Source organism: Promicromonospora sp. NPDC110617 (assembly GCF_055598465.1).
This window is the reverse complement of sequence record NZ_JBVKBM010000001.1, coordinates 2020657-2040775: the sequence shown is the minus strand read 5'-3', so window position 1 is coordinate 2040775 and position 20119 is coordinate 2020657. Positions and strand designations below refer to the sequence as shown.

Sequence of the window (20119 nt, the reverse complement as noted above, 5' to 3'; positions counted from 1 at the left end):
TCCGCCTCCCCGGGGCCCGCCCGGGGAGGCACGGTGAGGTCATGACCGAATCACCGCAGCCCCCGCAGTTCGGCGAGCGCTCCCGGCGCGACCTGTTCGAGCGGCGTGTCCTGGTCCTGGACGGGCCCCTCGACGACGACAACGGCACGCTCCTGATGACGCAGCTCATCACGCTGGCGACGGAGGACCCGTCGTCGGACATCGACCTCTGGATCCACTCCCCGGGCGGGTCCGTGCCGTCGATGCTGGCCATCCGCGACCTCATGCGGACCATCCCCAACGACGTCTCCACGCTCGTGCTGGGCATCGCCTACAGCGCGGGCCAGTTCCTGCTCTCGGCGGGCGCCCACGGCAAGCGGCGTGCGCTGCCGAACGCGCGCGTACTGATGCACCAGGGGTCTTCGGGTATCGCGGGGACCGCCGTCGACATCGAACTGCAGGCAGACGACCTGCGGCACACGCGGGACACGGTGCTGCGCCTGGTCTCCGAGGACACCGGACAGCCGATCGAGCGGGTCTTCGACGACTCGCTGCACGACCACTGGTACACGGCCGAGGAGTCGCTGGAGTACGGGTTCATCGACACGATCGTGGGCGGCTTCGACGACATCCGGCCGCGGGAGCGTGCCCGAACCGGCTTCAGCACGACGACCGAGGGAGACGCACGATGAGCACCTACACCATCCCGAACGTCATCGCGGCGCACCCCCGGGGCGAGCGCATCATGGACGTCTACTCCCAACTGCTCAGCGAGCGGATCATCTACCTCGGCACGGCGATCGACGCCGGTGTGGCCAACGCGCTGATCGCCCAGCTCATCCACCTGGAGTCGAGCAGCCCGGACAGCGACATCCAGCTCTACATCAACTGCGAGGGCGGCGACCCGAGCGCGGGCATGGCCATCTACGACACCATGCGCTACATCCGGCCGCAGGTGTCGACGACCGTCGTGGGGCAGGCCGTCGCCGTCGGCGCCGTGCTGCTCGCCGCGGGGGCCGAAGGCAAGCGGGCAGCGCTGCCGCACGCGCGGGTCATCCTGCACCAGCCCGCGGCGCAGGGCCGCGGGGCGATCCCGGACCTGATCCTGCAGGCCGACGAGGTCGTGCGTATCCGCGCCGACATGGAGGAGGCACTCTCCACGCACACCGGGCAGAGCGTCGGGACATTGCGTGCGGACACGGACCGGGACCGCATCTTCACGGCCGGGGCCGCGCGGGAGTACGGGCTGCTGGACCACGTGATCGAGCAGCGCTGAGCCGGCCGTCGTCCGGGCCTGGTCGCAGTGGCGGCCGGGCCCGGACCGGATCGGCCTGGGCCGGCCCGGTCGGCAGGGCCTACGCCGCCAGCGCGAAGGCTGCCCGGCAGGTCGGCCCGCGCAGGGTGTCCCGCACGGTGACCAGGCGGTCGGCGACGGCGCTGACCAGGTCGACCAGCGTGACGTCTAGCGCGCCGGTGATCGCCGCGATCATCTCGCTCGACGGTTCCTTGACCCCGCGCTCGATCTCCGAGAGGTACTGCGGCGAGATCCCGGCCCGGCGCGCGGTCTGGTCGAGGGTCTCGCCGCGCCCGTGCCGGAGGTGCCGCAGGCGTTCGCCGACGAGGTGCCGCCACAGCGGCTCACGGTCCGTCCGGGTCGACGGCGGCGAGCCGGCATTCGGGCGCGCCCCGTCGCGGGCGGCGGGCTGAAGCGGGGCGATGTCGGCCATGCCATCGAGGGTAGGGGGCGGCGGTTCCCGGGCGGCGGCGGTTCTGCTGAGAGCAGCGGGCGGCGGAGGCTGCCAATGGGACGTCGGGCTTGTCCCGGCTGCCGGTCGGCTGGTCGTGCGACCCATTTACGTGGAGCTCGCGTGTTGGCCCGTTCACAAGGGCACCTCCACTGCCTGACGGAGCACAGCCGACGAGAGCGCCATCTGCGCAACCTCCGATCCGTATACAGAAGGGCCGCACCTGTGGACGGTTAGGAGCACGCGCCGAAGCAGCTCGCACGCGGGCTCATACCGCGTTGAGCGCGAGCGGAGCAGGATGTAGCCATGGAACTGGCGAAGATCCGATTTCGATTGGACCGTGACGCGGACGGTTGGCCGCCGGCAGAGACGGAAGGAGTCTGGGCCGAGCCACTCGGAAACGACCGCTATCGGATCGACACCACGCCGTGGTTCATCCGCGGGACGTCTGCCGAAGACGTCGTTCGGGCCTTCCCCGATGACGACGATGTGCTGTGGTTCTCGGAGACGCTTGTCCAGGGCGGACATCAGACGATCAGAATCATTCCGCGCGACGACGGGCCACTGAACGGTGATCGTCAAGCAGTCCTCGACGTGTTTGCTCCCCTCCATGTCTCAGGCGAAGGCCTGAACGATCAGTTCCGCATCGTCGCGCTCGACGTCGGCCCCGATGCCGACGTGGCTGCCGTCAAGCAGCTGTGCAACGACGGCGAAGCCGACGAACGGTGGTACCACGAGGAGGGCAATGTGACGCCGGAGTGGCTCGCAGTTGGCCTGGGTGACTGACCGCCGTCAGGATGGAGGTATGGCTACCGAGCTCTGGATCACCGGCGACCCCGACACCGACCGGCTGCTGAGCGACGACCCGTTCGCACTGCTCGTCGGCATGCTCCTGGACCAGCAGTTCCCGATGGAGCACGCCTTCGCCGGCCCCGGCAAGATCCGCGACCGCATGGGCTCGTTCGACGTCCGCGCCATCGCCGAGGCGGACCCGGACGAGTTCACGACGATGGCGACCACTCCCCCGGCGATCCACCGCTACGGGCGGTCGATGGCGGGCCGCGTGCTGGAGCTCGCGCACACCGTCGTGGACGAGTACGACGGCGACGCCGCGCGCATCTGGACCGCACCCGGCGCCGACGGCGGTGCCCCGACCGGCCGCGAGGTGCTCAAGCGGCTCAACGCCCTGCCGGGCTACGGGGAGCGCAAGGCCAAGATCTTCCTCGCCCTGCTCGGCAAGCAGCGCGGCGTCCGGCCGGAGGGCTGGCGCGAGGCGGCAGGCGAGTTCGGCGAGGACGGCTCACGCCGCTCCATCGCCGACGTGACCAGCGCGGAGACGCTGCAGGAGGTCCGCGCGTTCAAGAAGGCGCAGAAGGCATCCGCCAAGGCCCAGGCCTGACGCCCGGGCACCGCGGTCCGGGCCACCACCGGACCGCGGTGCGCCGTCACAGGCTCTCGGCCGCGGCGATGTCCTCGCGCGTCCAGTCGGGCAGCAGGTCGTCGTAGAACTCGGCGACCTCCGCGGCGGGCGTGTCCTCCGGCGTCGTCCCCGAGAACCCGGACTCGCACCCGGGGGCCGGCATCTTCCAGACGCCGCCCGCCACCAGCTGCGCGCCCACCTGCGGGAACCGGTCGAAGTCGCACCGCTGCCCGTAGTCGCCGCACTGGACGCGGCCGCCGTCACCCAGGTCGGCGTACGACGCCACCTGCTGCACGTCGCCGCCCCGGCGTGCCTGGGCGAATCCGGACGCGCAGTCGATCGACGTCCATCCCTCCGTGGACTCGTCGCCGCCGGAACCGGTCTGCAGGCCCGTCATCGACACCTTGGCCAGGGTGAACGTCGCCGCCGCCTCCCGACCGGGCTCGGCCCGCTCGACAGGCGCGACGTGCTCGACCTGGACGCCGTCGAGGCTCGTGTCCACGAACGACGAGCTGCCCGACGGCGACCGGAACACCGACCCGAACAGGACCGCCCCGTCGAAGACCGAACCGTTGAGCTGCCCGCCGATCTCCGCCGCCGGCGCGAAGAGGTTGACGGCCGACACGTCCGCCAGCGACCCGTCGACCAGGAGGGCGCCCGTGAGGTTCGCGCCGTCCAGCCGCGCACCGGTCAGGTCCGCGCCGGTGAAGTCCGCGCAGGTCTCCACCCGGTCCCTCGACCAGCCACCGGCGGCGTCGAAGTGGACCGGGCACCCGAGATCCATCCCGGAGAGGTCGGCGCCCCGCAGATTCATCCCGCGGAACGGCTTGACCCCCTCCGGCGCGTCGCGGATCGTCTCGCGGATGAAGGTCACGTTGGCCAGCACCTGGTCCCGCTCGGCCCGCTCGGCCTCGACCGCCTGCGTCCGGCTCTCCCGCTCGTCGTCAATCGAGGCCTGGTAACCGGCGAGCAGCACGCCGACCACGAGGCTGGAGACGACGCCGATCGTCACGTCGATCAGCCAGCGGCGGTCCGGCCGCTCCCGGGTCGGCGGGGCGTCGGACGGCGGCTCGGCCGGCCCGGGCGAAGGCTCGGGCCGCGGCGGAGCCTCCTCGAGAAGTGCGTTCATCGCGTGCGCTGTCTCCAGTCATTTCGAACAAAGCGGACACAGCATGCCCAAGGGCCCGGAGGCGCGCAACGTAAGTCGGGCGGGCCGGGGACGGGCGAGATCCACGGGGAGGACGGCGCTTGACTCCGGTACGTTCCGGGAGGACGCTGTGACAGATATCGTCGCAGTGTCACAGCGCGCAGGGTCACAGCAGGGGGAAGCATGGTCGACAGTTCCAGGCGCCGGGACGTGCTGCTCGACGCCGCCGTCGTCCTGCTGCTGAGCCGCGGCTACGACAAGCTGACCATGGTCGACGTCGCCGAGGCGGCCGACCTGAGCCGGACCATCGTGTACCGACACTTCGCCTCCAAGCGCGAGCTCACCGACGCGGTCGCGGCCCGCGCCCTGGCCGACTACGCCGTCCGCTGGCGCACGGGGCTGCGCGAGGAGCCCACGCCGGGAACGCCGGCGAGCATCTACCGGGCGGGGTTCCGCGTGGTGGCCCGCGACCCGCTGCTCACCGCGATCGCCACCCGGGACCGCGACGTCTTCGGCCGGTACCTGCGCGACCCCGCGGCGACCATGCCCGGCCCCGCGGGCCCGGGGTTCCTCGGCGACTTCCTCGCCCTGCAGCAGCAGGCCGGCGTGATCCGCGAGGGCGTGGACCTCGCGTCGGTCGCCGTGGTCCTGGAGGCCCTCACGGCCGCGATCATGACCGCCATCCAGCACCACCAGGGCCGGCCGGACAGCCCTTCACCCGAGGCGCTGATCGACACGGTCACCGAGATGATCGACCGGATGCTGACGCCCGACGAGCCGGACACCGCGGCCGCCATGGCGCTGCTCGACGGCCTGCTCGACCGGCGCTAGCCCGTCATATCCACCTTCGACGAAGGACGACCATGCAGATCACGATCCTCACCGCCGGCTCGCGCGGCGACGTCGAGCCGTTGCTCGGCCTGGCCGTGGCGCTCCGCGACCGGGGCCACCACCCGACCGTCGTCGGCTCGCCGGACTTCGCGGAGCTCGCCGCGTCCTACGGCACCGAGTTCGAGCCGTTCGGCCCCGTGCTGCCGAAGTACGCGGACAACCCGGAGCTCGTCGAGCTGGTCGAGTCGGGCAACATGCTGCGTTTCATGGCCTACGGCGCGAAGACCCGCAAGCAGATGCTGCCGCAGATCATCCACGACATCTGGCGCGCCACGAAGCACAGCGAGGCCATCCTCTACAAGGGGCCGACGACGCTCTACGGGTACAGCGTCGCGGAGAAGCTGGGCATCCCGTGCGCCGACCTTCAGTTCTTCCCGGTCACGCCCACCCGCGAGTTCCCGACGTTCTTCCTCGGCGACGGGCGCAGCCGCGGCGCGCTCCTGGACCGGGCGGGCTGGTGGGGCACCGACCAGATGATCTGGCGCACCATGCAGCAGCCCGGGGTGAACAAACAGCGACGCGAGGTGCTCGGCCTGCCCCCGCTGCGCACCAACGCGCGCGTGCTCCAGGACCGGCAGAACATGCCGCTGTACTACGCGTACAGCCCGCTCGTGCTGCCCCGCCCGGCCGACTGGCACCCCCGGATCCACGTCACCGGGTACCTGCCCACGAGCGCGCCGGCCGGCTGGGAGCCGCCCCCGGACCTCGCAAGGTTCCTCGCCGCAGGCGACCCGCCGGTGTCGTTCGGCCTCGGCAGCGTGCCGACGGCGCAGCCGGGCCGCCTGGTGGACGCGTTCCTGGAGACCCTCGACCGGACCGGGCACCGGGGCATCCTCATCGGCGGCTGGGCGGACCTCGGCCGGGACCGCGAGCTCCCGGACCACGTGCTGCGCCTTGAGTCCGTCCCGTACGACTGGCTGTTCCCGCGGGTCGCCGCGGCGATCCACCACGGTGGCGCCGGCACGACGGCGGCGGGCCTGCGTGCCGGCATCCCCACGATCCTGACGCCGGTGGCCGTGGACCAGTTCAGCTGGGGCCGGCGGGTCGCCGCGCTCGGCGTCGGGCCGGAACCCGTCCCGGTGAAGGTGCTCGACGCCGACCGGCTCACCGTCGCGCTGACCCGCGCCGTCACCGACGAGCGGATGCGCGAGCGGGCCGCCCGGCTGGGCGAGCGCCTGCGCCAGGAGGACGGCATCGGCCGGACGGCGGAGCTGTTCACGGACTATCTCCGCACCGCCAGGGCCCCGGCGGCCCGCTGACCCCGCCTGCGGACCCCGCCTACCGGACCTGCTGCCGCGCGAACGCCTCCGCCGTGAAGGCCTCCACCGCGTTGACGACGGCCGCGAACCGCGGCGACCAGTACAGGTCGAAGCCGTGGTGGGCGCCCGGGAGCTCGGCGTACACCACGAGGTTCCCGGAGTCCGCGCGGAGCCGCTCGGCGAACCGGCGGGCGTCCGCGACGGGCACCAGCGAGTCGTGGGTGCCGTGCACCACCAGGACCGGCGGGGCGTCCGCCCGGACGTTCTCTGTCGGCGAGGTCTCCGGGCGGCCGTCGAAGTACCGGCCGAGGTACCCGCCGAGGGACACCACGGCGCTCACCGAGGTGTCGGCGTCCTCGAAACCGGGCTGGTAGGTGGGGTCGCCGTCGGTGAAGGCTGCCATCAACGACATGTGCGCGCCCGCCGAGGAGCCGGACAGGACGATCCGCTCCGGGTCGACGCCCCACTCGTCGGCGTGCTCGCGGACCCACGCGACCAGCCGCTTCACGTCCACGAGATGGTCCTCGAACGTCGCGGCCGGGCGCAGCCGGTAGTTCGCGCTGAGGCAGACCCAGCCCCGCTCGGCCAGGCGGTGGAGCATCGGCAGGGACTGGGAGCTCTTGTGCCCGGTGGTGTAGTAACCGCCGTGGAAGTGGATCAGCACCGGGGCCCCGGCAGCCGCGTCGCGGCGGCGGTACAGGTCCATGCTGGTGCGCTTTCCGAAAGGCCCGTAGGAGAGGTTCGCGACCCGCTCGACCGAGCGGGGACGCACCGCGAAGGGGAAGACGAGGACGCGCCACAGCGGGAGCCGACCCGACACGTCGATCGGGCCCATGGCACGCCGCAGGACCGACAGCGCCGCGACGCCGCGCCAGACCTGGAGACCCAGGCAGGCGGCCGCGAGGACCGCCGCGGCGATTGCGACCGGCGAGGCGAGATCGCCCTCGGCGACCGCGAGCGCCGTGCTGGCCCCGAATGCGAGCGCCGCGAGGACGGGCAGCTCGTTGATCGACATGCTGAGGAAGAAGACCGAGGTACCCACCGACATCGGCACGCGCGGCAGGCGCAGCACGGGGAAGGCGAGGACAGCAAGGCCGATCAGATAGCCGACGGGGATGCTCATGGCGCCCAGTCTTCTGGGCACAGAAGTCGGGCACATCGGCCGACAGATCACGGCTGACCTGCCGTGGGAACGGGGTACCCCCTACTTTGGTCGGGTCCCGCCTGCGCCTGCTCGGCCCCGACTTCCGGAGGTACGCCCCGTCACCTCTTGCCGACCCGCTCGACCTTGACGCCGGTGCCGTCGAGCAGGAGATCCAGGTCCCCGTCGTCAGCGGTGAGGACAACCACGGGGCCACGCAGCGCCAGCGCGGTCGCGGCGACGACCGCATCGACGGCCATGTCACGCGCCTTGCGCCGCGCTGAGGCGGCACCCGCGCGCAGGCGTCCGGCGTCGTAGCCGATCTCCGTGGTGACCTCCTCGACCCGGAGGGCCTTGGCCGCACGCCGGACCCGCGCGTCGCGGGCGGTTCCGTCAGTGACCTCGGCGAGCGTGACCGCCGAGGTGTGCAGTGTCGAGTCCGTACGACGCGCGACCGTTGCCCACGCCTGCATCTGCTGCCCGTCGTCGGCGAGCGCGGACAGCGCCTCGGAGTCCAGCAGGATCGAGTGGGGGCCGACGATCACCGGGCGAGCCTGGCCATGATCGCCGCGACCTCGTCCTCGTCCACGGCGCCGTGCTCAGCTTCCATGCCTTGCAGGACGTCGTCGAGGGCGTCCCGCTCGAGCTGCCGGGCGACCGCTCCGGCGACGTACGCGGAGAACCCGCGTGATCCTGCCCGAGCGCGCACGCCGTCATCGCCTGCGGTAGGCAGTGGCCAGGACCGAGACCGTGACCTCCGCCGGCAGGGCATCCTCGTCGTCCAGGTCCGCCTCCGAGACGTGGCGGGCGCTCGGCGTCATGAGCACGAGGTCGACCGCCTCCTGCCGGGTCAGGGGCGTCGTGTACTCGACCCGCTCGGTCCGCACGGCCTCGAAGTACGGGTCCAGCGCCTGGTGCAGGCGCTCCTCCTTGTCCGGGTCGACGGCCACCATCCCGGCGACCTGGCGGCGCAGCTCGGCCAGGTGGCCGCCGAACGGCCGCACCACGACCAGCACGCCGCCCGGGCGCAGCACCCGGTGGAACTCGGCCGGGTTGCGTGGCGCGAACACGTCCAGCACCACGTCGACGTGTTCCGACCCGATCGGGAACGGCCGGAAGACGTCCCAGGTCGCGGCCGCGGCCCGCTCGTGCGCCTTGGCCGCCGTCCGCAGGGCGTGCGCGGAGGTGTCCAGCCCCAGGCCGACGGCGCCCGGCATCGCGTCGAGCACGCCCGCGAGGTAGTAGCCGGTGCCGCAGCCGACGTCGACGACGGTGGCGGGAGGCCTGGCACCGTCCGCCGCCCCCGCGGACTCGCCCGCCAGCTCGGCGACGGTGTCCCGGATCGCCGCGTACCGGTCCGCGGCCAGGAAGTCGCGGCGGGCGCGTGCCATCGGCCCGTCGTCGCCGCTGGTCGCGCGCGTGCCGGTCAGCAGGCTCACGTACCCGTGCCGGGCGACGTCGAAGCTGTGCCGGCGCGGACAGCGCAACGCGCCGGGCGACGTCGCGAGCTCCGCACCGCACGACGGGCAGCGCAGCAGCGGGAGGATCGGGTCGAAGGCGGCGGGAACGGCAACGGGCACGGTCGGTCTCCTGGCAGCGGTGGTGGGGCGGGTCGCGCTAGACGCGGTTCGCCGGGACCGGGTTCGCGGCCCGGCCCTCGGTCGACAGGAGCAGGACGACGGCGTCCGGCCGCAGCCCGATCGCCTCCCGCCACCCGGGCTGGCCCAGCACGAGCCGGGCGGCGGCGAGCGTCGCGGCGCCGCACGGTCCCGCGTCGACGCCGGAGCGCGCCAGGTCGTCGACGGCGGCGGCCGCCTGGTCGTCGGAGACGGTCACGGCGCCGTCGAGCCCGTCGCGCAGCACGGGCCAGGCCAGCGCGGAGACCGTCCCGCAGCAGAGCCCGGTCATGATCGTGTCCCCCACCGGCACGGTGACGGGCCGGCCTGCGCGCAGGGACGCGACCAGCCCCGCGGCGCGGTCGGGCTCGACGGCGAGCAGCGTGCCGCCGTCGACCACCTCGCCGTCGGCCCCAGGAGCGCGGTAGTGGCTCACCACGGCCTGGGCGAACGAGCCGACGCCGACCGGGACGACCACCAGGTCGGGCTCCGCGACGCCCAGGGCGGCGAGCTGCTCGTCGGTCTCGACGCACAGCGTCCCGTAGCCGTCGACGATCCACTGCGGGATGTCCGTGTAGCCGGACCACGACGTGTCCTGCACCAGGACCGCCGCCGGGTCGGTGGCGGCGTCGGCCGTGGCCCGGGCCACGACGTCGTCGTAGTCGCCCTCGGACTCGACCGTCCGAGCGCCCTCCGCCGCGATCGCCTTCTTGGCGGCCTGCGTGATGCCCGGCGGGTAGTAGATCGTCGCGGCGGCGCCGATCAGCGCGGCCACGTGGGCGACGGCGCGGCCGTGGTTCCCGTCGGTGGCGGCGTACAGCCGGACGTCGGTACCGCGGACGGCGTCGCGCACCGCGTCCAGCGAGACGGTCGCCAGCCCGAACCGCTCCCCCAGCGCGCGGGCGATCGCGTACGACGCGCCGAGCACCTTGAAGGCCGGCAGGCCGAGCCGGCTCGACTCCTCCTTGACCAGCACCCGGCCGACCCCCAGCTCCGCGGCGAGCCCCGGCACGTCACGCAGCGGCGTGGGTGCGTAGCCGGGCAGGGTGCGGTGGAAGTCGATGGCGGGCACGTTGACGATTGTCCCCGACACCGCGCCCGAGGACCGACCTGTCAGAGCAGACCGACCGCCGCGAGCGCCGTCGCCGCGACGCCCGCGAGCGTGCGCACGTGGTTCCACGCGGTCCAGGGCCGCCAGTAGGCACGCCAGCCGGCGGCCTTGTCGTGGGCGGCCAGCAGCCGGTTGTTGAGCGGCACGTTCAGGGCCATCGTCACGCCGAAGGTGCCGACCAGGTACACGGCGGCGCCTGCGAGGATCCAGGCGCCGCCGTCGTGGCCGTCGACGAGGCCCCAGATCCCGGTGGCCGCCGGGACGAGGAGCGCGCCGAAGAAGACGCTCATGAAGGCGGGCATCGGCGCGGTCTCGTTGATGCCGTTCATCGCCGCCCCGGCGGCCTCGTCGGAGGCGCGGGCGAGGCCGCTCATGACGAACGACGAGAACCCGAAGAACACCCCGGCCGACAGGCCGAGCAGCACCACCGATGCGACGGCGAAGATCGTCCAGATCATCCGGGCCTCCAGGTCAGCGCGGCGGTGCGGTGGTCGTCGACAACTCTTCCACGAAGGAGGCCGCGCGTTCCAGACCTTCGCCGAGAGAAGAACCGGCGCCTGTGACCCTCGGGTAACAGATCGGGCACACCGGACACGTTTCGCCCACGGAGTGTCGGTGTGCCGTGGAACACTTCGGATCATGCTCGAACTTGCCACCGGTAGCGGGCTCGCCTTGTCGGCGGGCCTCAACGCATGGATCCCGCTCATCTTCCTCGGCGTGCTCTCGCGCTTCACGGACCTCGTGGAGCTGCCGGGCCAGTGGGCGTGGCTGGAGAACGGCTGGGTGATGGCGATCCTGGTCGTGCTCCTGGTGCTCGAGTTCGCCGCGGACAAGATCCCGGTGCTCGACTCGATCAACGACGTGGTGCAGACCGTCATCCGCCCCACCGCGGGCGGCATCGCCTTCGGCGCCGGCTCGATGTCGGAGACGGCTACGGTCACGGACCCGGGTGCGTTCGTGCAGTCGGGTCAGTGGATCCCGATCGTCGCGGGCGTGGTGCTCGCGCTCGGCACGCACGCGGCGAAGGCCGGCGGGCGCGTGGTCGCCAACACGGTCTCGGGCGGCACGGCGGCGCCCGTGGTCAGCGCGGCGGAGGACGCCACGAGCATCGGTGTCTCGTTCCTGGCCGTGCTGGCCCCGCTCGCGATCATCCCGGTGCTGATCCTGTTCGTGGTCGGGGTGATCATGCTGATCCGCAGCCTGGCCAAGCATCGACGCGCCCGAGCGGCGGGGCATGGCGGTGAGGATGCCTATTACGTCTGACGTCCAGGAGATCCAGCGGGCCCGGCTCACCTCGGTCGGCCTGGGCACGCTCGGCCCCACGCACTCCGCCGACGACGGCGCGGTGGCCCGCGTCGTCGCCCGGCTCGGCGCCGTCCAGTCGCAGGAGCTGCACTCGTCCGCGTGGGGTGTGGCGCAGCGCCTGGCCACGCCGGCCACGCTCGAACAGGTGCAGGCGGCGCTGGCCGACGGCTCGATCCTGCGTACCCACATCCTGCGCCCCACCTGGCACTACGTGGTCCCCGAGGACCTGGCGCCGCTCATGACGGCCACCGCGCCCCGGGTCCGCAAGGCCATGGCGTCGACGGAACGGTCCTACGACTTCGACCACTCGGCTCTCCCCCGCCGGCACGCCGTCCTCGCCGAGGCGTTGGCGGACGGGCCGCGCACACGCAAGGAGCTCGGCGTCGCGCTGGCCGAGCACGAGGGCGCACCGCTCGACGCCTGGCACCTGGGCCAGGTCATGATGCACGCGGAGCTGGACCTGATCGTGGCGAGCGGCCCGATGCGCGGCAAGCAGGCCACCTACCGGCTGCTCCCGGAGCAGCGGTCCTGGGACGAGGACGAGGCCCGCGTGCACCTGGCGCGCGCGTACGTGCGAGGGCACGGCCCCTGCCGCGCGGAGGACGTCGCCTGGTGGGGCACCCTGACCAAGACGGCGGCCCGCGCCGCGGTGGCCGACGCCGGGCTGACCCGGCATGAGATGGCCGGCCTGACCCTCTGGACCGACGGCGACCTGCCCGAGCCGGCCCCGGTGGGCACCGTGCGCCTGCTGTCCGTCTACGACGAGTTCTTCTGCCACGACTTCAAGAGCTGGCCCTCCCTGACCAGGGACGGCATGCCGAGCCGCTGGTTGTACACCGGGCTGGTGGCCGTGGACGGCCTGATCGCGGGCGGATGGTCGCGGGTCCTCAAGGCGCAGACCGTGGAGATCACGGTCGAGCTCACGGACGAGCCGTCAGCCACGGTGTGGGCGGCCCTTGAGGCCGAGGCCGCGCGCTACGGGGCGTTCTGCGGGCTCGAACCGACACTGGTCCGGGGCACGGCGGGCAACGGCACCATCGGCTGACGCATCGCCGGGGAGCACGCGGTCGGCGCGGCGGGGTGGCGTGGTCCGCGGCATCGTGGGCAGACTCCGCACATGACTCGCATCGCCGTCGAAGGCCAGGCCAAGCGCACCCATCCCGCCGAGCGCGGGACCGTCAACCTGCACGTCGCGTTCTCCGGCACGCTCCGCAACGACGTCGTGGAGCAGGTGGCCCGCACCCACACGATCCTCGTGGACCAGGCCAAGGCGCACGTCGCGTCGGGCGCGGCGGAGAAGTGGGACTCCGCGTCGGTGCACTCGTACGTCTACGACGACCGGGTCAAGAACTCCGAGACGGGCGGCAAGCAGCGGATCCGGCGGTTCCGGGCCTCAGCCCGCCTGTCGGTGACGTTCCGCGACTTCGAGGTCCTGTCCACCTGGCTCGCCGACATCATGGACGTCGAGGGCGTCGAGATCGACTGGCTCAACTGGACCCTGACCGACGAGACCCGCAAGGCGCTCCAGGCCGAGGCCCGCGTCGAGGCCGCCGAGGAGACCGTGGTCCGCGCCCAGTCGTACGCCGACGCGCTCGGCCTGGGCCCGGTGGCGCCCGTCGCGATCTACGAGGCGGGGCTCCGCGGCGGCAACGACGGCGGCGGCGCCCCGATGTACGCCATGCGGGCCGGCGCGATGGCCGCCCCGGGCGGCGGTGCCCAGGTCGAGCTGCAGCCGCGGGACATCGACGTCGAGATCACGCTGTCCGCCGACTACGAGACGGGCCCCGTCGCCGAGGGCTGAGGCAGCACGCCGGCGGCGCGCAGCCGGTCGAGCACCAGGGCGTGGGGCACCGCGGTCGCCGTACCGCGGTGCCCCACGGTCGTGGTCGCCATGAACAGCGAGTTGAGCAGGGCTTCCTCGACGGCGTCCATCGTCGCCGCGAAGACCGGGTCGAGGTCGCCGTCGTCCACGCCGCCCGTCGACGGCGCCCCCGGCGTGCCGAACGCCAGCGCGTAGTCGCCGCTGCCGCCCGCGAAGTCGGAGCCCACGCGCCCCATCGCGAACACGGCGCGGCGGGCGACGCGGCCGAGCTGACGCGCGTCGAGCGGGGCGTCGGTGGCGACCACGATCATGCAGGAGTTGCCCTCGGGCTGGAGCCCGGCGGCGGGGGCGCCGACGGCGGTGGCCGACGCTCCGCCGTCGTCGTCGGCCCGGAGCGGGACGCCCCGCACCGTGAGCGTGCCGGAGAAGTTGGACTGGACCAGCACGCCCACCGTCCAGCCGCCGACCACCCGCGACGACGTGCCGATCCCGCCCTTGAACCCGAGCGCCATGGTGCCCGTCCCGGCGCCGACGCAGCCCTCCCCGGGCAGGTCGGACGTCGCGCCGTCGAGGGCGGCGAGCACGTGCGCCTCGGTGATCGGCCGCGCGCGGATGTCGCTGAGCCGGCCGTCGTTGGTCTCGCCCACGACCGGGTTGAGCGTGCGCGTCTGCTCGTGGCCCGGCGCGGCGAGCACGTGCGTGACCAGGGCGTCCGCGGCGCGGAACGCGCTCAGGGTGGCGGTCAGGAGGATCGGCGTCTCGATCGCGCCGAGCTCGGCGACCTGGGTGGCGCCGATCAGCTTGCCGAAGCCGTTGCCGACGAACAGCCCGCACGGCAGGCTGCTCCGGCCCTGCTCCAGGGCGTCCGGCACGATCGCCGTGACCCCGGTGTGCAGGCGCGGCGGGTCCACGATGGTGGTGTGCCCCACCCGGACGCCGGGCACGTCGGTGATCGCGTTGAGCGGACCGGTGCGCAGCGGCCCGACCACGATCCCGAGGTCGCGCACCCGCCGGGGCTGCTGGCTGTGGTTCGTCATGCTCACAGCATCCCCGATCGGCGAGGCTCGGCGAACGGTCGAGGATTGAGCCGCGAGCCACTCGCCACTGCGCGACACAATGACGGGGTGCGCCTCGATGTCGATGCCTGCCGGTCGCGGTTCGCCGCGGCCCGCCACGCCTACCTCGCGACGGCCGACGCCGACGCCGTGCCGCAGCTCGTGCCGGTCACGTTCGCGCTGGTCAGCGCCCCGGGCGACCCTGCGACAGACGCCACCGCCGACGAGATCGTCGTCGCCGTCGACCACAAGCCCAAGACCACGCGCGACCTGAAGCGCCTGCGCAACATCGCGGAGAACCCGGACGTCGCGCTGCTCGCGGACCGGTACGACGACGACTGGACGCGCCTCTGGTGGGTGCGGGCCGACGGCGTCGCCGCCGTCGAGCACGACGGCGCACCGCGGGAGGCGGCGCTGGACGCTCTCGCCGCGCGGTACCCGCAGTACCACGAGCGCCGCCCGGACGGGCCGGTGATCCGGGTCCGGGTGACCCGCTGGTCAGGCTGGGCGCACGGCTGACCGTCCGCCCGGAACAGGCCGGACCCGGCACTCCCCTTTGAGGCCCGACTTTCTTCGCTTTGAGCAGCGTCAAAGCGAAGAAAGTCGGGCCTCAAAGGGGAGGTGCCCAGGTCAGATCCGCCAGGGGCGGGTCAGACCCATTGGACGAGCTGCCACACGATCCCGTTGGGGTCGGCGAACTGGCAGTACCGCTCACCCCAGGGCTCGGTCTCGGGCGGCGTGACAACCTCCGCGCCGGCGGCGGCGATGCGGGCGAACTCGGCGTCGAGGTCGTCCACGACGAACGCGATCAGCAGACCCTGCCCCGCGGGGCCGGCGATCCGCTCGGGCTTGAACGTGCCGAGGCCGACCCGCAGGAACACGATGTTGACGCCGGCGGAGTCGTGCTGCAGCGACACGAACCCGTCGTCCGACATGGCCTCGGTGAACCCGAGGTGCTCCTTGGCGAACTCGGCCGACGCGGCGACGTCGGGCACGTTGAGGGACAGGGCGGTACCGGTGATCTTCAAGCTGACTCCTCACATCCAATAACCTTGTACGGCGTACAATGTAAGATGGTTGCAGAATGTTCCCGGCCCGTCACCCGATCCTGGAGACCCGATGCCCCGCGAGCTGATCGACCTGCTCTGGCGCGATCACCCGGCCGCGCCGCGGGGCGGCGCGCGGGGCCCGCGGGCCGCCGTCACGACCGGCGCGGTGGTCGACGCCGCGGGCACGGTGGCGGACGCCGAGGGTCTCGCCGCCGTCACGGTCCGCCGGCTCGGCGACGTGCTGGGCGTCTCGGCCATGTCGGTCTACACGCACGTCAACAGCCGCGACGACCTGCTGGTCCTGATGGCCGACGCCGCGTTCGCGCGCATGCCACGGCCCGCGTACGGGAGTGCCGGGTGGCGCACCCGGGTGCGGCGGGTCGCCGACACGAACCTCGCGCTCCTGCGCGAGCACCCGTGGCTGCTGGAGATCGACGACGACCGCACGGCGTTCGGACCCGGCACCATCGCCAAGTACGACCACGAGCTGCACGCGCTGGACCCGCTGCCCCTGGACGACGTCGCCCGCGACGCCGCGCTCACGTTCGTGCTCGACTTCGTCCGCGCGGCCGCCCGGGCCCAGCGGCCGGACCCGCGGGCGGGCGAGCTGCCGGAGCTCTGGGGGCGGTGGGCCGGGCGGCTCGCCCAGTACCTCGGCGACGACCACCAGCTCGCCCAGCGGGTCGGCGGCGCAGCCGGCGAGGCGATGAACGCCCCCTCCAGCCCCGCCCACGCCTGGACCTACGGCCTGGACCGCGTCCTGGACTCCCTCACCCCGCCCGCCGGTCGTTGAGTGCTGGGTATTTGCGCTCGTCACGGCCTGAACAGCGCAAAAAGCCAGCACTCAACGAAGGGGGTCAGGCGGGGTCTTCCGAGCGGAGGCGGGGTTCCGTGCGGTTGCCCGGCTTGACGCCGGACTTGTCCGCGTAGAACGCGCGGATCACGTCCATGTCCGCGCGCACGTCGCCCGTCAGCTCGATGCTCGGGCCGAGGCCGGCGACCTTGGCGACGCCGTCGACGTAACCGAGCGTGACCGGGAAGCCCGCCTTGAGCGCGATGCGGTAGAACCCCGACTTCCAGTAGCCCGACCCGGCGCCGCGCGTGCCCTCCGGCGTCACGACCAGGTGGAACTCCTCGCCCCGGCCGACGGCGGCCAGGATCTCGTCGACGATGCTGGCCGGGTCCTTGCGGTCCACCGGGATGCCGCCCAGCGACCGCATGACGCCTGCCATCGGACCCTTGAACCAGGAGTCCTTGATGAGGAAGCGGATCTTGAGGTCCATGTCGAACGCGATGGCCAGCATGAGGAAGAAGTCCGTGTTGGACGTGTGCGGCGCCCCGATGAAGACCGTGGGCCGGGTCGGCGCGGGTTCCGAACGCATCCGGTAGCCGGTGGCGGCCCAGATCAGTCGTGCAACGGCCCGGCGGATGGTGCGTGACATCGTCGTCCTCGAGTCAGGTGGAGCGGAGAGAATCTCAGGCGGCGCCGAGCTTCGGGGTCTGCAAGTCTGACAGACCGACCGAGTGGTCAACGATCGCCGTCCGCCGCCCGTTCCTCAGCGCCGCAGCAGCGGCCGCACGCTGTGCGCCGCGAGGCGCAGCAGGCCCCGGGACCCCGCCGACTGCTCGTCGAACAGCATGAGCGCCACGTGCGCCATGGCCTCGTCGGACGCCGCGACGGCGCGCGTCGCGATCCCCGCCCACGTCTTCGAGCGCATGAGCTGCTGCGCCAGGTAGCACTCGCGGTAGTGCCGCGCGAACCGGCGCCGGTGCGCCCGCTCGAACCCCGCCAGCGCCCCGGGCAGCCCCGCCCCGCTCCAGGCCGCGCCGGACCGCTCCAGCTCGCCGAGGTGCTCCGCGAGCTGCACGCCGGCGGCCATCCCGTAGAAGATCCCCTCGCCGCTGAGCGGGTTGATCGTCGCGGCGGCGTCCCCGACCAGCACAGCGGCCCGCCCCGGGGCCGTCATCGGCGTGCGGGCGGCGGCATGCGGGAGCTGGTGCGTGGCGACCCGCTCCAGCCCGGAGACCGAGAAGCCCCGCCGCTCCAGGTCCTCGACGTACAGGTCGAAGAGGTCGCGCAGCTTGCGGCCGTGGCGCGCCGTCTGCCGCTTGAGGTGGTTCACGGGGAGGCCGACGCCGATGTTCGCGCCGTCGTCCGGCAGCGGGAAGACCCAGCCGTAGACCGGCAGGAGGGACTCCAGGAAGTCGAACCGGAGGGTGTCGCTCACGGGCTTGTCCGGATGGGTGACCCGGCCGTAGGCCCGCATCGCGATGTGGGTGTGCCGCATCGCGGGGCGCTCGACGCCGAGGGCGCGGCGGACCGTGGAGTAGGCGCCGTCCGCGCCGACGACGAGGTCGAACGCTTCCTCGGAGCCGGCGGCGCCGGACAGCGTGACCTGCTCGCACGTGCCGCCGGACGGCGCCATCCCCTCGAAGGCGACCCCCTCGCGCACCTCGGCGCCGGCGTCGCGCGCGGCGTTCAGCAGCAGGTCGTCCAGGGCGAGCCGCGGCGTGACGTACCCGGCGAGGTCGCGGCCCTCCATGAGCGGGCCGCGCGCGAGCGCCTCGACGCCGCCCGGGCCGCTGATCGCCACCGACATCGGCATGTGGAACGGCTTGAGCAGCTCCGTCAGACCCAGCCCGTCCAGCACCCGGCGCGCGCCCGGGCCCAGCCCGTCGCCGCAGGTCTTGTCGCGCGGGAACGTCGCCTTGTCGACCAGGGTGACGTGCGCGCCCGGGACCTCGCGCCGCAGTGCGATCGCCGTGGCAGCGCCTGCGGGGCCGCCCCCGACGACGAGGACCCTGGGTGCGTTGTCGCCGGTCACGCCGTCGACACTAGACCCGCCCGGGCCGACAGGCCAGGGCGGGCGAACCGGTCAGCGGTGAGGCTTGCGGTTCGGCGTCACGTCCTCGGCGGTGCCCGGCACGGTCTTGCCGTTGGCGTACCCCGCACCCCCCGCCGTCGTGCCGCCCTGCGTCGTGCCGCCCTGCGCGGGACCGCCCGGCGTCTTGCTCCCCGGGGCGTCCCCGGTCGTGCCCGGCACGGTGCGGTGCTGCCGGAACCGGCGGATGGCCTTGTAGAGGGTGACGCCCGCGATGACGATCGCTATCGCGTCGTCGCCGAGGCCGAGCGGCCCCAGCACGCCCTCGGACAGGAGGTCGATCGGGCTGGCCACGTACCCGGCGCCCGCGACGAACGTGAGGATCTCCTGCCAGGTGAACTTCCTGGGATCCTTGCCCCGCTTGTTTTCCTCGCGCATGCCCGGAACGTAACGGAGAACGGACCAACTCGCCAGGGATGTCCCGGAAGCCCGTTTCGTGACATCGGCCTCAGGCCGCGGTCACACGTCGATCGGACGGCGGTCCTCCACCAGCCGCGACGTGTACCCGGCCGCCACGAGCCGGTCGAAGGCGCCCAGCACGTCGGCGGGCACGTCCTCCTCGTGGGAGATGAACCCGAGCTCGGCGTAGAGCGTGAGGCGCTGCGTCTCGCCCACGAGCATGTCGATCACCCGGTCGGCGTCGCCGATCGTGCGCACGTAGGCGTCGAGCGACATGGGCCGGGACACGCACAGGACGTCGACGTCCGGCCAGACCATCTGGGCCGTCGCGAACGCGCGCCGCCGCTGGTAGGGGTGCGAGACGAGCAGCACGGAGGACGGCTCGACCTCGTTCTCGGCGAGCAGCTTGCGGCTGTACTCCAGGTTCTCGCTCGTGTTGGTGGCGGCCGGCTCGACCAGCACGACCTCCGCGGGCACGCCCTCCGCGATGGCGCGGTCGCGGTAGCCGAGCGCCTCGCCCTGAGGGAACGCGTCGACCGTGGTGGGCGCGTTGGCGCCCGTGAAGACGATCTGCGGGAACAGCCCCGCGTGGTAGAGCTCGGCGGTGTAGACGGCCACGCCGAGGTCATGCCCGCCCAGGCCGATGCCGACGTCGACCGGCCGCGGCACGTGCTGCAGGTCGTGGAACACCCACAGCGTCTCTACGTCCTCCCGCACTTCGGCGGGGATCATGACGTTCGGCATATGACGACCATATTGCTCGGAGGAATGAGGGGCACAACCTGAGTGAGAGTGCACGCCCGGTTTCCACTGGAATTGCGTGCAATGTCACATTCATCGGGAACGCACCGCCGCCGTCGTGCCTCCGCGTCCCCGCGCCCCCCGCACCGACATCCCATACGCAGACAAGGTAGCGGACCGGATGAAACCGCCCTAGTGCGCGGGATCGTCGTCGTCCTCGCCCTCGCCGGCCGGCTCTGCGGCGACCGGCACGACGTCGTCCTCGAGCTTGCCCGAGAACAGGTCGAGGTACTGCACGTGCAGGTGGTAGCCGGCCCCCAGCGCGATACGCCGGATCATTCCGAGCGTCGGTTCGATCTGGCCGGACTCGATACGGCTGATCGTCGACGTGGGCACGCCCGCGAGCACCGCCAGGGAACTCATGCTGAGCTCTCGCTCGGCGCGGATCCGGGCGATGATCTGGGCTGCGTTCGTGAGCAAGGTGCCCTCCCGTCGACGCTCTGCCATCGAAACGTGCCATGACGCACGACAGGGCCCGCCGGAAAGTAGAGATCTGT

At 72.7% G+C, this 20119-nt stretch carries 26 protein-coding genes; 11 read left to right on the top strand and 15 right to left on the bottom strand.

The genetic code is table 11. The features are described from left to right. Window positions 1-41 precede the first annotated feature (41 nt). Window positions 42-671, top strand: a complete 630-nt coding sequence (locus tag ACZ7LE_RS08945) for a ClpP family protease (protein WP_470402932.1) — start codon at window positions 42-44, stop codon at window positions 669-671. Beyond that, complete coding sequence (locus ACZ7LE_RS08940) at window positions 668-1255, top strand: ClpP family protease (RefSeq protein WP_470402931.1); 588 nt, start codon at window positions 668-670, stop codon at window positions 1253-1255. Before ACZ7LE_RS08945 ends, ACZ7LE_RS08940 begins: the two co-directional genes overlap by 4 nt. Window positions 1256-1334: 79 nt before the next feature. Here the strand turns inward: ACZ7LE_RS08940 and ACZ7LE_RS08935 are convergent, their stop codons facing one another. After that, a complete protein-coding gene (locus tag ACZ7LE_RS08935) occupies window positions 1335-1706 on the bottom strand; it encodes a helix-turn-helix domain-containing protein (protein ID WP_470402930.1) in 372 nt (123 codons plus the stop codon). Window positions 1707-2030: 324 nt separating this feature from the next. Between ACZ7LE_RS08935 and ACZ7LE_RS08930 the strand changes: the two genes are divergently transcribed. Further along, window positions 2031-2510, top strand: coding sequence for a DUF4265 domain-containing protein (locus tag ACZ7LE_RS08930; protein ID WP_470402929.1), 480 nt, complete (start codon window positions 2031-2033; stop codon window positions 2508-2510). A gap of 19 nt (window positions 2511-2529) precedes the next feature. Then, on the top strand, window positions 2530-3123 hold the full coding sequence (locus tag ACZ7LE_RS08925; RefSeq protein WP_470402928.1) for an HhH-GPD-type base excision DNA repair protein: 594 nt from the start codon (window positions 2530-2532) through the stop codon (window positions 3121-3123). Window positions 3124-3169: 46 nt separating this feature from the next. Here the strand turns inward: ACZ7LE_RS08925 and ACZ7LE_RS08920 are convergent, their stop codons facing one another. After that, the gene (locus tag ACZ7LE_RS08920; RefSeq protein WP_470402927.1) at window positions 3170-4273 is read right to left on the bottom strand and encodes a pentapeptide repeat-containing protein; all 1104 of its coding nucleotides are present in this window, start codon (window positions 4271-4273) and stop codon (window positions 3170-3172) included. 201 nt (window positions 4274-4474) lie between these two features. Here ACZ7LE_RS08920 and ACZ7LE_RS08915 point away from each other — a divergent pair, with 201 nt between their 5' ends. Together ACZ7LE_RS08915 and ACZ7LE_RS08910 are read left to right on the top strand one after the other, a co-directional pair. Continuing rightward, on the top strand, window positions 4475-5122 hold the full coding sequence (locus tag ACZ7LE_RS08915) for a TetR/AcrR family transcriptional regulator (RefSeq protein ID WP_470402926.1): 648 nt from the start codon (window positions 4475-4477) through the stop codon (window positions 5120-5122). 32 nt (window positions 5123-5154) lie between these two features. Beyond that, on the top strand, window positions 5155-6441 hold the full coding sequence (locus ACZ7LE_RS08910) for a glycosyltransferase (RefSeq protein WP_470402925.1): 1287 nt from the start codon (window positions 5155-5157) through the stop codon (window positions 6439-6441). A gap of 19 nt (window positions 6442-6460) precedes the next feature. On the opposite strand, the gene ACZ7LE_RS08905 is transcribed toward ACZ7LE_RS08910, so the two are convergent. The 6 genes from ACZ7LE_RS08905 to ACZ7LE_RS08880 form a co-directional block, all read right to left on the bottom strand. Beyond that, window positions 6461-7564, bottom strand: coding sequence for an alpha/beta hydrolase (locus ACZ7LE_RS08905; RefSeq protein ID WP_470402924.1), 1104 nt, complete (start codon window positions 7562-7564; stop codon window positions 6461-6463). A gap of 140 nt (window positions 7565-7704) precedes the next feature. Continuing rightward, on the bottom strand, window positions 7705-8127 hold the full coding sequence (locus ACZ7LE_RS08900; protein WP_470402923.1) for a PIN domain-containing protein: 423 nt from the start codon (window positions 8125-8127) through the stop codon (window positions 7705-7707). Continuing rightward, window positions 8124-8291, bottom strand: coding sequence for a CopG family transcriptional regulator (locus tag ACZ7LE_RS08895; RefSeq protein ID WP_470402922.1), 168 nt, complete (start codon window positions 8289-8291; stop codon window positions 8124-8126). Before ACZ7LE_RS08895 ends, ACZ7LE_RS08900 begins: the two co-directional genes overlap by 4 nt. 4 nt (window positions 8292-8295) lie before the next feature. Next, the gene (locus tag ACZ7LE_RS08890) at window positions 8296-9162 is read right to left on the bottom strand and encodes a putative RNA methyltransferase (RefSeq protein ID WP_470402921.1); all 867 of its coding nucleotides are present in this window, start codon (window positions 9160-9162) and stop codon (window positions 8296-8298) included. A 37-nt stretch (window positions 9163-9199) separates the two neighbouring features. Beyond that, window positions 9200-10270 carry a diaminopropionate ammonia-lyase gene (locus tag ACZ7LE_RS08885; RefSeq protein WP_470402920.1) on the bottom strand — a complete coding sequence of 357 codons (1071 nt, stop codon included), beginning with the start codon at window positions 10268-10270 and terminating at the stop codon, window positions 9200-9202. Between the two features lie 41 nt (window positions 10271-10311). Further along, the gene (locus tag ACZ7LE_RS08880; RefSeq protein WP_470402919.1) at window positions 10312-10767 is read right to left on the bottom strand and encodes an anthrone oxygenase family protein; all 456 of its coding nucleotides are present in this window, start codon (window positions 10765-10767) and stop codon (window positions 10312-10314) included. A gap of 181 nt (window positions 10768-10948) precedes the next feature. Between ACZ7LE_RS08880 and ACZ7LE_RS08875 the strand changes: the two genes are divergently transcribed. The 3 genes from ACZ7LE_RS08875 to ACZ7LE_RS08865 all read left to right on the top strand — a co-directional run bounded on the left by ACZ7LE_RS08875 (window position 10949) and on the right by ACZ7LE_RS08865 (window position 13415). Further along, window positions 10949-11572 (top strand): DUF4126 domain-containing protein, encoded by a 624-nt coding sequence (locus ACZ7LE_RS08875; protein WP_470402918.1) that lies wholly within the window; start codon window positions 10949-10951, stop codon window positions 11570-11572. Continuing rightward, the gene (locus ACZ7LE_RS08870; RefSeq protein WP_470402917.1) at window positions 11556-12659 is read left to right on the top strand and encodes a winged helix DNA-binding domain-containing protein; all 1104 of its coding nucleotides are present in this window, start codon (window positions 11556-11558) and stop codon (window positions 12657-12659) included. Before ACZ7LE_RS08875 ends, ACZ7LE_RS08870 begins: the two co-directional genes overlap by 17 nt. Before the next feature lie 72 nt (window positions 12660-12731). Then, on the top strand, window positions 12732-13415 hold the full coding sequence (locus ACZ7LE_RS08865) for an SIMPL domain-containing protein (RefSeq protein WP_470402916.1): 684 nt from the start codon (window positions 12732-12734) through the stop codon (window positions 13413-13415). On the opposite strand, the gene ACZ7LE_RS08860 is transcribed toward ACZ7LE_RS08865, so the two are convergent. Further along, window positions 13385-14473, bottom strand: a complete 1089-nt coding sequence (locus ACZ7LE_RS08860; RefSeq protein ID WP_470402915.1) for a P1 family peptidase — start codon at window positions 14471-14473, stop codon at window positions 13385-13387. The two genes, ACZ7LE_RS08865 and ACZ7LE_RS08860, sit on opposite strands and share 31 nt — an antisense overlap. An 87-nt stretch (window positions 14474-14560) precedes the next feature. Here ACZ7LE_RS08860 and ACZ7LE_RS08855 point away from each other — a divergent pair, with 87 nt between their 5' ends. Further along, on the top strand, window positions 14561-15010 hold the full coding sequence (locus ACZ7LE_RS08855) for a TIGR03668 family PPOX class F420-dependent oxidoreductase (protein WP_470402914.1): 450 nt from the start codon (window positions 14561-14563) through the stop codon (window positions 15008-15010). A gap of 131 nt (window positions 15011-15141) precedes the next feature. On the opposite strand, the gene ACZ7LE_RS08850 is transcribed toward ACZ7LE_RS08855, so the two are convergent. Further along, entirely contained in the window at window positions 15142-15519 is a 378-nt protein-coding gene (locus ACZ7LE_RS08850; protein WP_470402913.1) for a VOC family protein, read from the bottom strand. A 91-nt stretch (window positions 15520-15610) separates the two neighbouring features. Here ACZ7LE_RS08850 and ACZ7LE_RS08845 point away from each other — a divergent pair, with 91 nt between their 5' ends. Beyond that, window positions 15611-16333: a TetR/AcrR family transcriptional regulator gene (locus tag ACZ7LE_RS08845; protein WP_470402912.1), complete on the top strand. Its 723-nt coding sequence runs from the start codon at window positions 15611-15613 to the stop codon at window positions 16331-16333. 64 nt (window positions 16334-16397) lie between these two features. Here the strand turns inward: ACZ7LE_RS08845 and ACZ7LE_RS08840 are convergent, their stop codons facing one another. The 5 genes from ACZ7LE_RS08840 to ACZ7LE_RS08820 form a co-directional block, all read right to left on the bottom strand. After that, a complete protein-coding gene (locus ACZ7LE_RS08840; RefSeq protein WP_470402911.1) occupies window positions 16398-16982 on the bottom strand; it encodes a 1-acyl-sn-glycerol-3-phosphate acyltransferase in 585 nt (194 codons plus the stop codon). Between the two features lie 114 nt (window positions 16983-17096). Next, window positions 17097-18365: an NAD(P)/FAD-dependent oxidoreductase gene (locus ACZ7LE_RS08835; RefSeq protein WP_470402910.1), complete on the bottom strand. Its 1269-nt coding sequence runs from the start codon at window positions 18363-18365 to the stop codon at window positions 17097-17099. A 51-nt stretch (window positions 18366-18416) separates the two neighbouring features. Then, window positions 18417-18800: a DUF1232 domain-containing protein gene (locus ACZ7LE_RS08830; RefSeq protein ID WP_470402909.1), complete on the bottom strand. Its 384-nt coding sequence runs from the start codon at window positions 18798-18800 to the stop codon at window positions 18417-18419. Between the two features lie 81 nt (window positions 18801-18881). Then, the gene (locus tag ACZ7LE_RS08825; RefSeq protein WP_470402908.1) at window positions 18882-19565 is read right to left on the bottom strand and encodes a YdcF family protein; all 684 of its coding nucleotides are present in this window, start codon (window positions 19563-19565) and stop codon (window positions 18882-18884) included. 189 nt (window positions 19566-19754) lie between these two features. Next, window positions 19755-20042, bottom strand: coding sequence for a helix-turn-helix domain-containing protein (locus tag ACZ7LE_RS08820; RefSeq protein WP_470402907.1), 288 nt, complete (start codon window positions 20040-20042; stop codon window positions 19755-19757). Window positions 20043-20119 lie beyond the last annotated feature (77 nt).

What these genes read in the sequence shown, in the direction of transcription:
- ACZ7LE_RS08945 (WP_470402932.1), top strand. Translation starts at nt 42, where the DNA reads ATGACCGAATCACCGCAGCCCCCGCAGTTCGGCGAGCGCTCCCGGCGC.
- ACZ7LE_RS08940 (WP_470402931.1), top strand. Translation starts at nt 668, where the DNA reads ATGAGCACCTACACCATCCCGAACGTCATCGCGGCGCACCCCCGGGGC.
- ACZ7LE_RS08935 (WP_470402930.1), bottom strand. Translation starts at nt 1,706, where the DNA reads ATGGCCGACATCGCCCCGCTTCAGCCCGCCGCCCGCGACGGGGCGCGC.
- ACZ7LE_RS08930 (WP_470402929.1), top strand. Translation starts at nt 2,031, where the DNA reads ATGGAACTGGCGAAGATCCGATTTCGATTGGACCGTGACGCGGACGGT.
- ACZ7LE_RS08925 (WP_470402928.1), top strand. Translation starts at nt 2,530, where the DNA reads ATGGCTACCGAGCTCTGGATCACCGGCGACCCCGACACCGACCGGCTG.
- ACZ7LE_RS08920 (WP_470402927.1), bottom strand. Translation starts at nt 4,273, where the DNA reads ATGAACGCACTTCTCGAGGAGGCTCCGCCGCGGCCCGAGCCTTCGCCC.
- ACZ7LE_RS08915 (WP_470402926.1), top strand. Translation starts at nt 4,475, where the DNA reads ATGGTCGACAGTTCCAGGCGCCGGGACGTGCTGCTCGACGCCGCCGTC.
- ACZ7LE_RS08910 (WP_470402925.1), top strand. Translation starts at nt 5,155, where the DNA reads ATGCAGATCACGATCCTCACCGCCGGCTCGCGCGGCGACGTCGAGCCG.
- ACZ7LE_RS08905 (WP_470402924.1), bottom strand. Translation starts at nt 7,564, where the DNA reads ATGAGCATCCCCGTCGGCTATCTGATCGGCCTTGCTGTCCTCGCCTTC.
- ACZ7LE_RS08880 (WP_470402919.1), bottom strand. Translation starts at nt 10,767, where the DNA reads ATGATCTGGACGATCTTCGCCGTCGCATCGGTGGTGCTGCTCGGCCTG.
- ACZ7LE_RS08875 (WP_470402918.1), top strand. Translation starts at nt 10,949, where the DNA reads ATGCTCGAACTTGCCACCGGTAGCGGGCTCGCCTTGTCGGCGGGCCTC.
- ACZ7LE_RS08870 (WP_470402917.1), top strand. Translation starts at nt 11,556, where the DNA reads ATGCCTATTACGTCTGACGTCCAGGAGATCCAGCGGGCCCGGCTCACC.
- ACZ7LE_RS08865 (WP_470402916.1), top strand. Translation starts at nt 12,732, where the DNA reads ATGACTCGCATCGCCGTCGAAGGCCAGGCCAAGCGCACCCATCCCGCC.
- ACZ7LE_RS08860 (WP_470402915.1), bottom strand. Translation starts at nt 14,473, where the DNA reads ATGACGAACCACAGCCAGCAGCCCCGGCGGGTGCGCGACCTCGGGATC.
- ACZ7LE_RS08845 (WP_470402912.1), top strand. Translation starts at nt 15,611, where the DNA reads ATGCCCCGCGAGCTGATCGACCTGCTCTGGCGCGATCACCCGGCCGCG.
- ACZ7LE_RS08840 (WP_470402911.1), bottom strand. Translation starts at nt 16,982, where the DNA reads ATGTCACGCACCATCCGCCGGGCCGTTGCACGACTGATCTGGGCCGCC.
- ACZ7LE_RS08830 (WP_470402909.1), bottom strand. Translation starts at nt 18,800, where the DNA reads ATGCGCGAGGAAAACAAGCGGGGCAAGGATCCCAGGAAGTTCACCTGG.
- ACZ7LE_RS08825 (WP_470402908.1), bottom strand. Translation starts at nt 19,565, where the DNA reads ATGCCGAACGTCATGATCCCCGCCGAAGTGCGGGAGGACGTAGAGACG.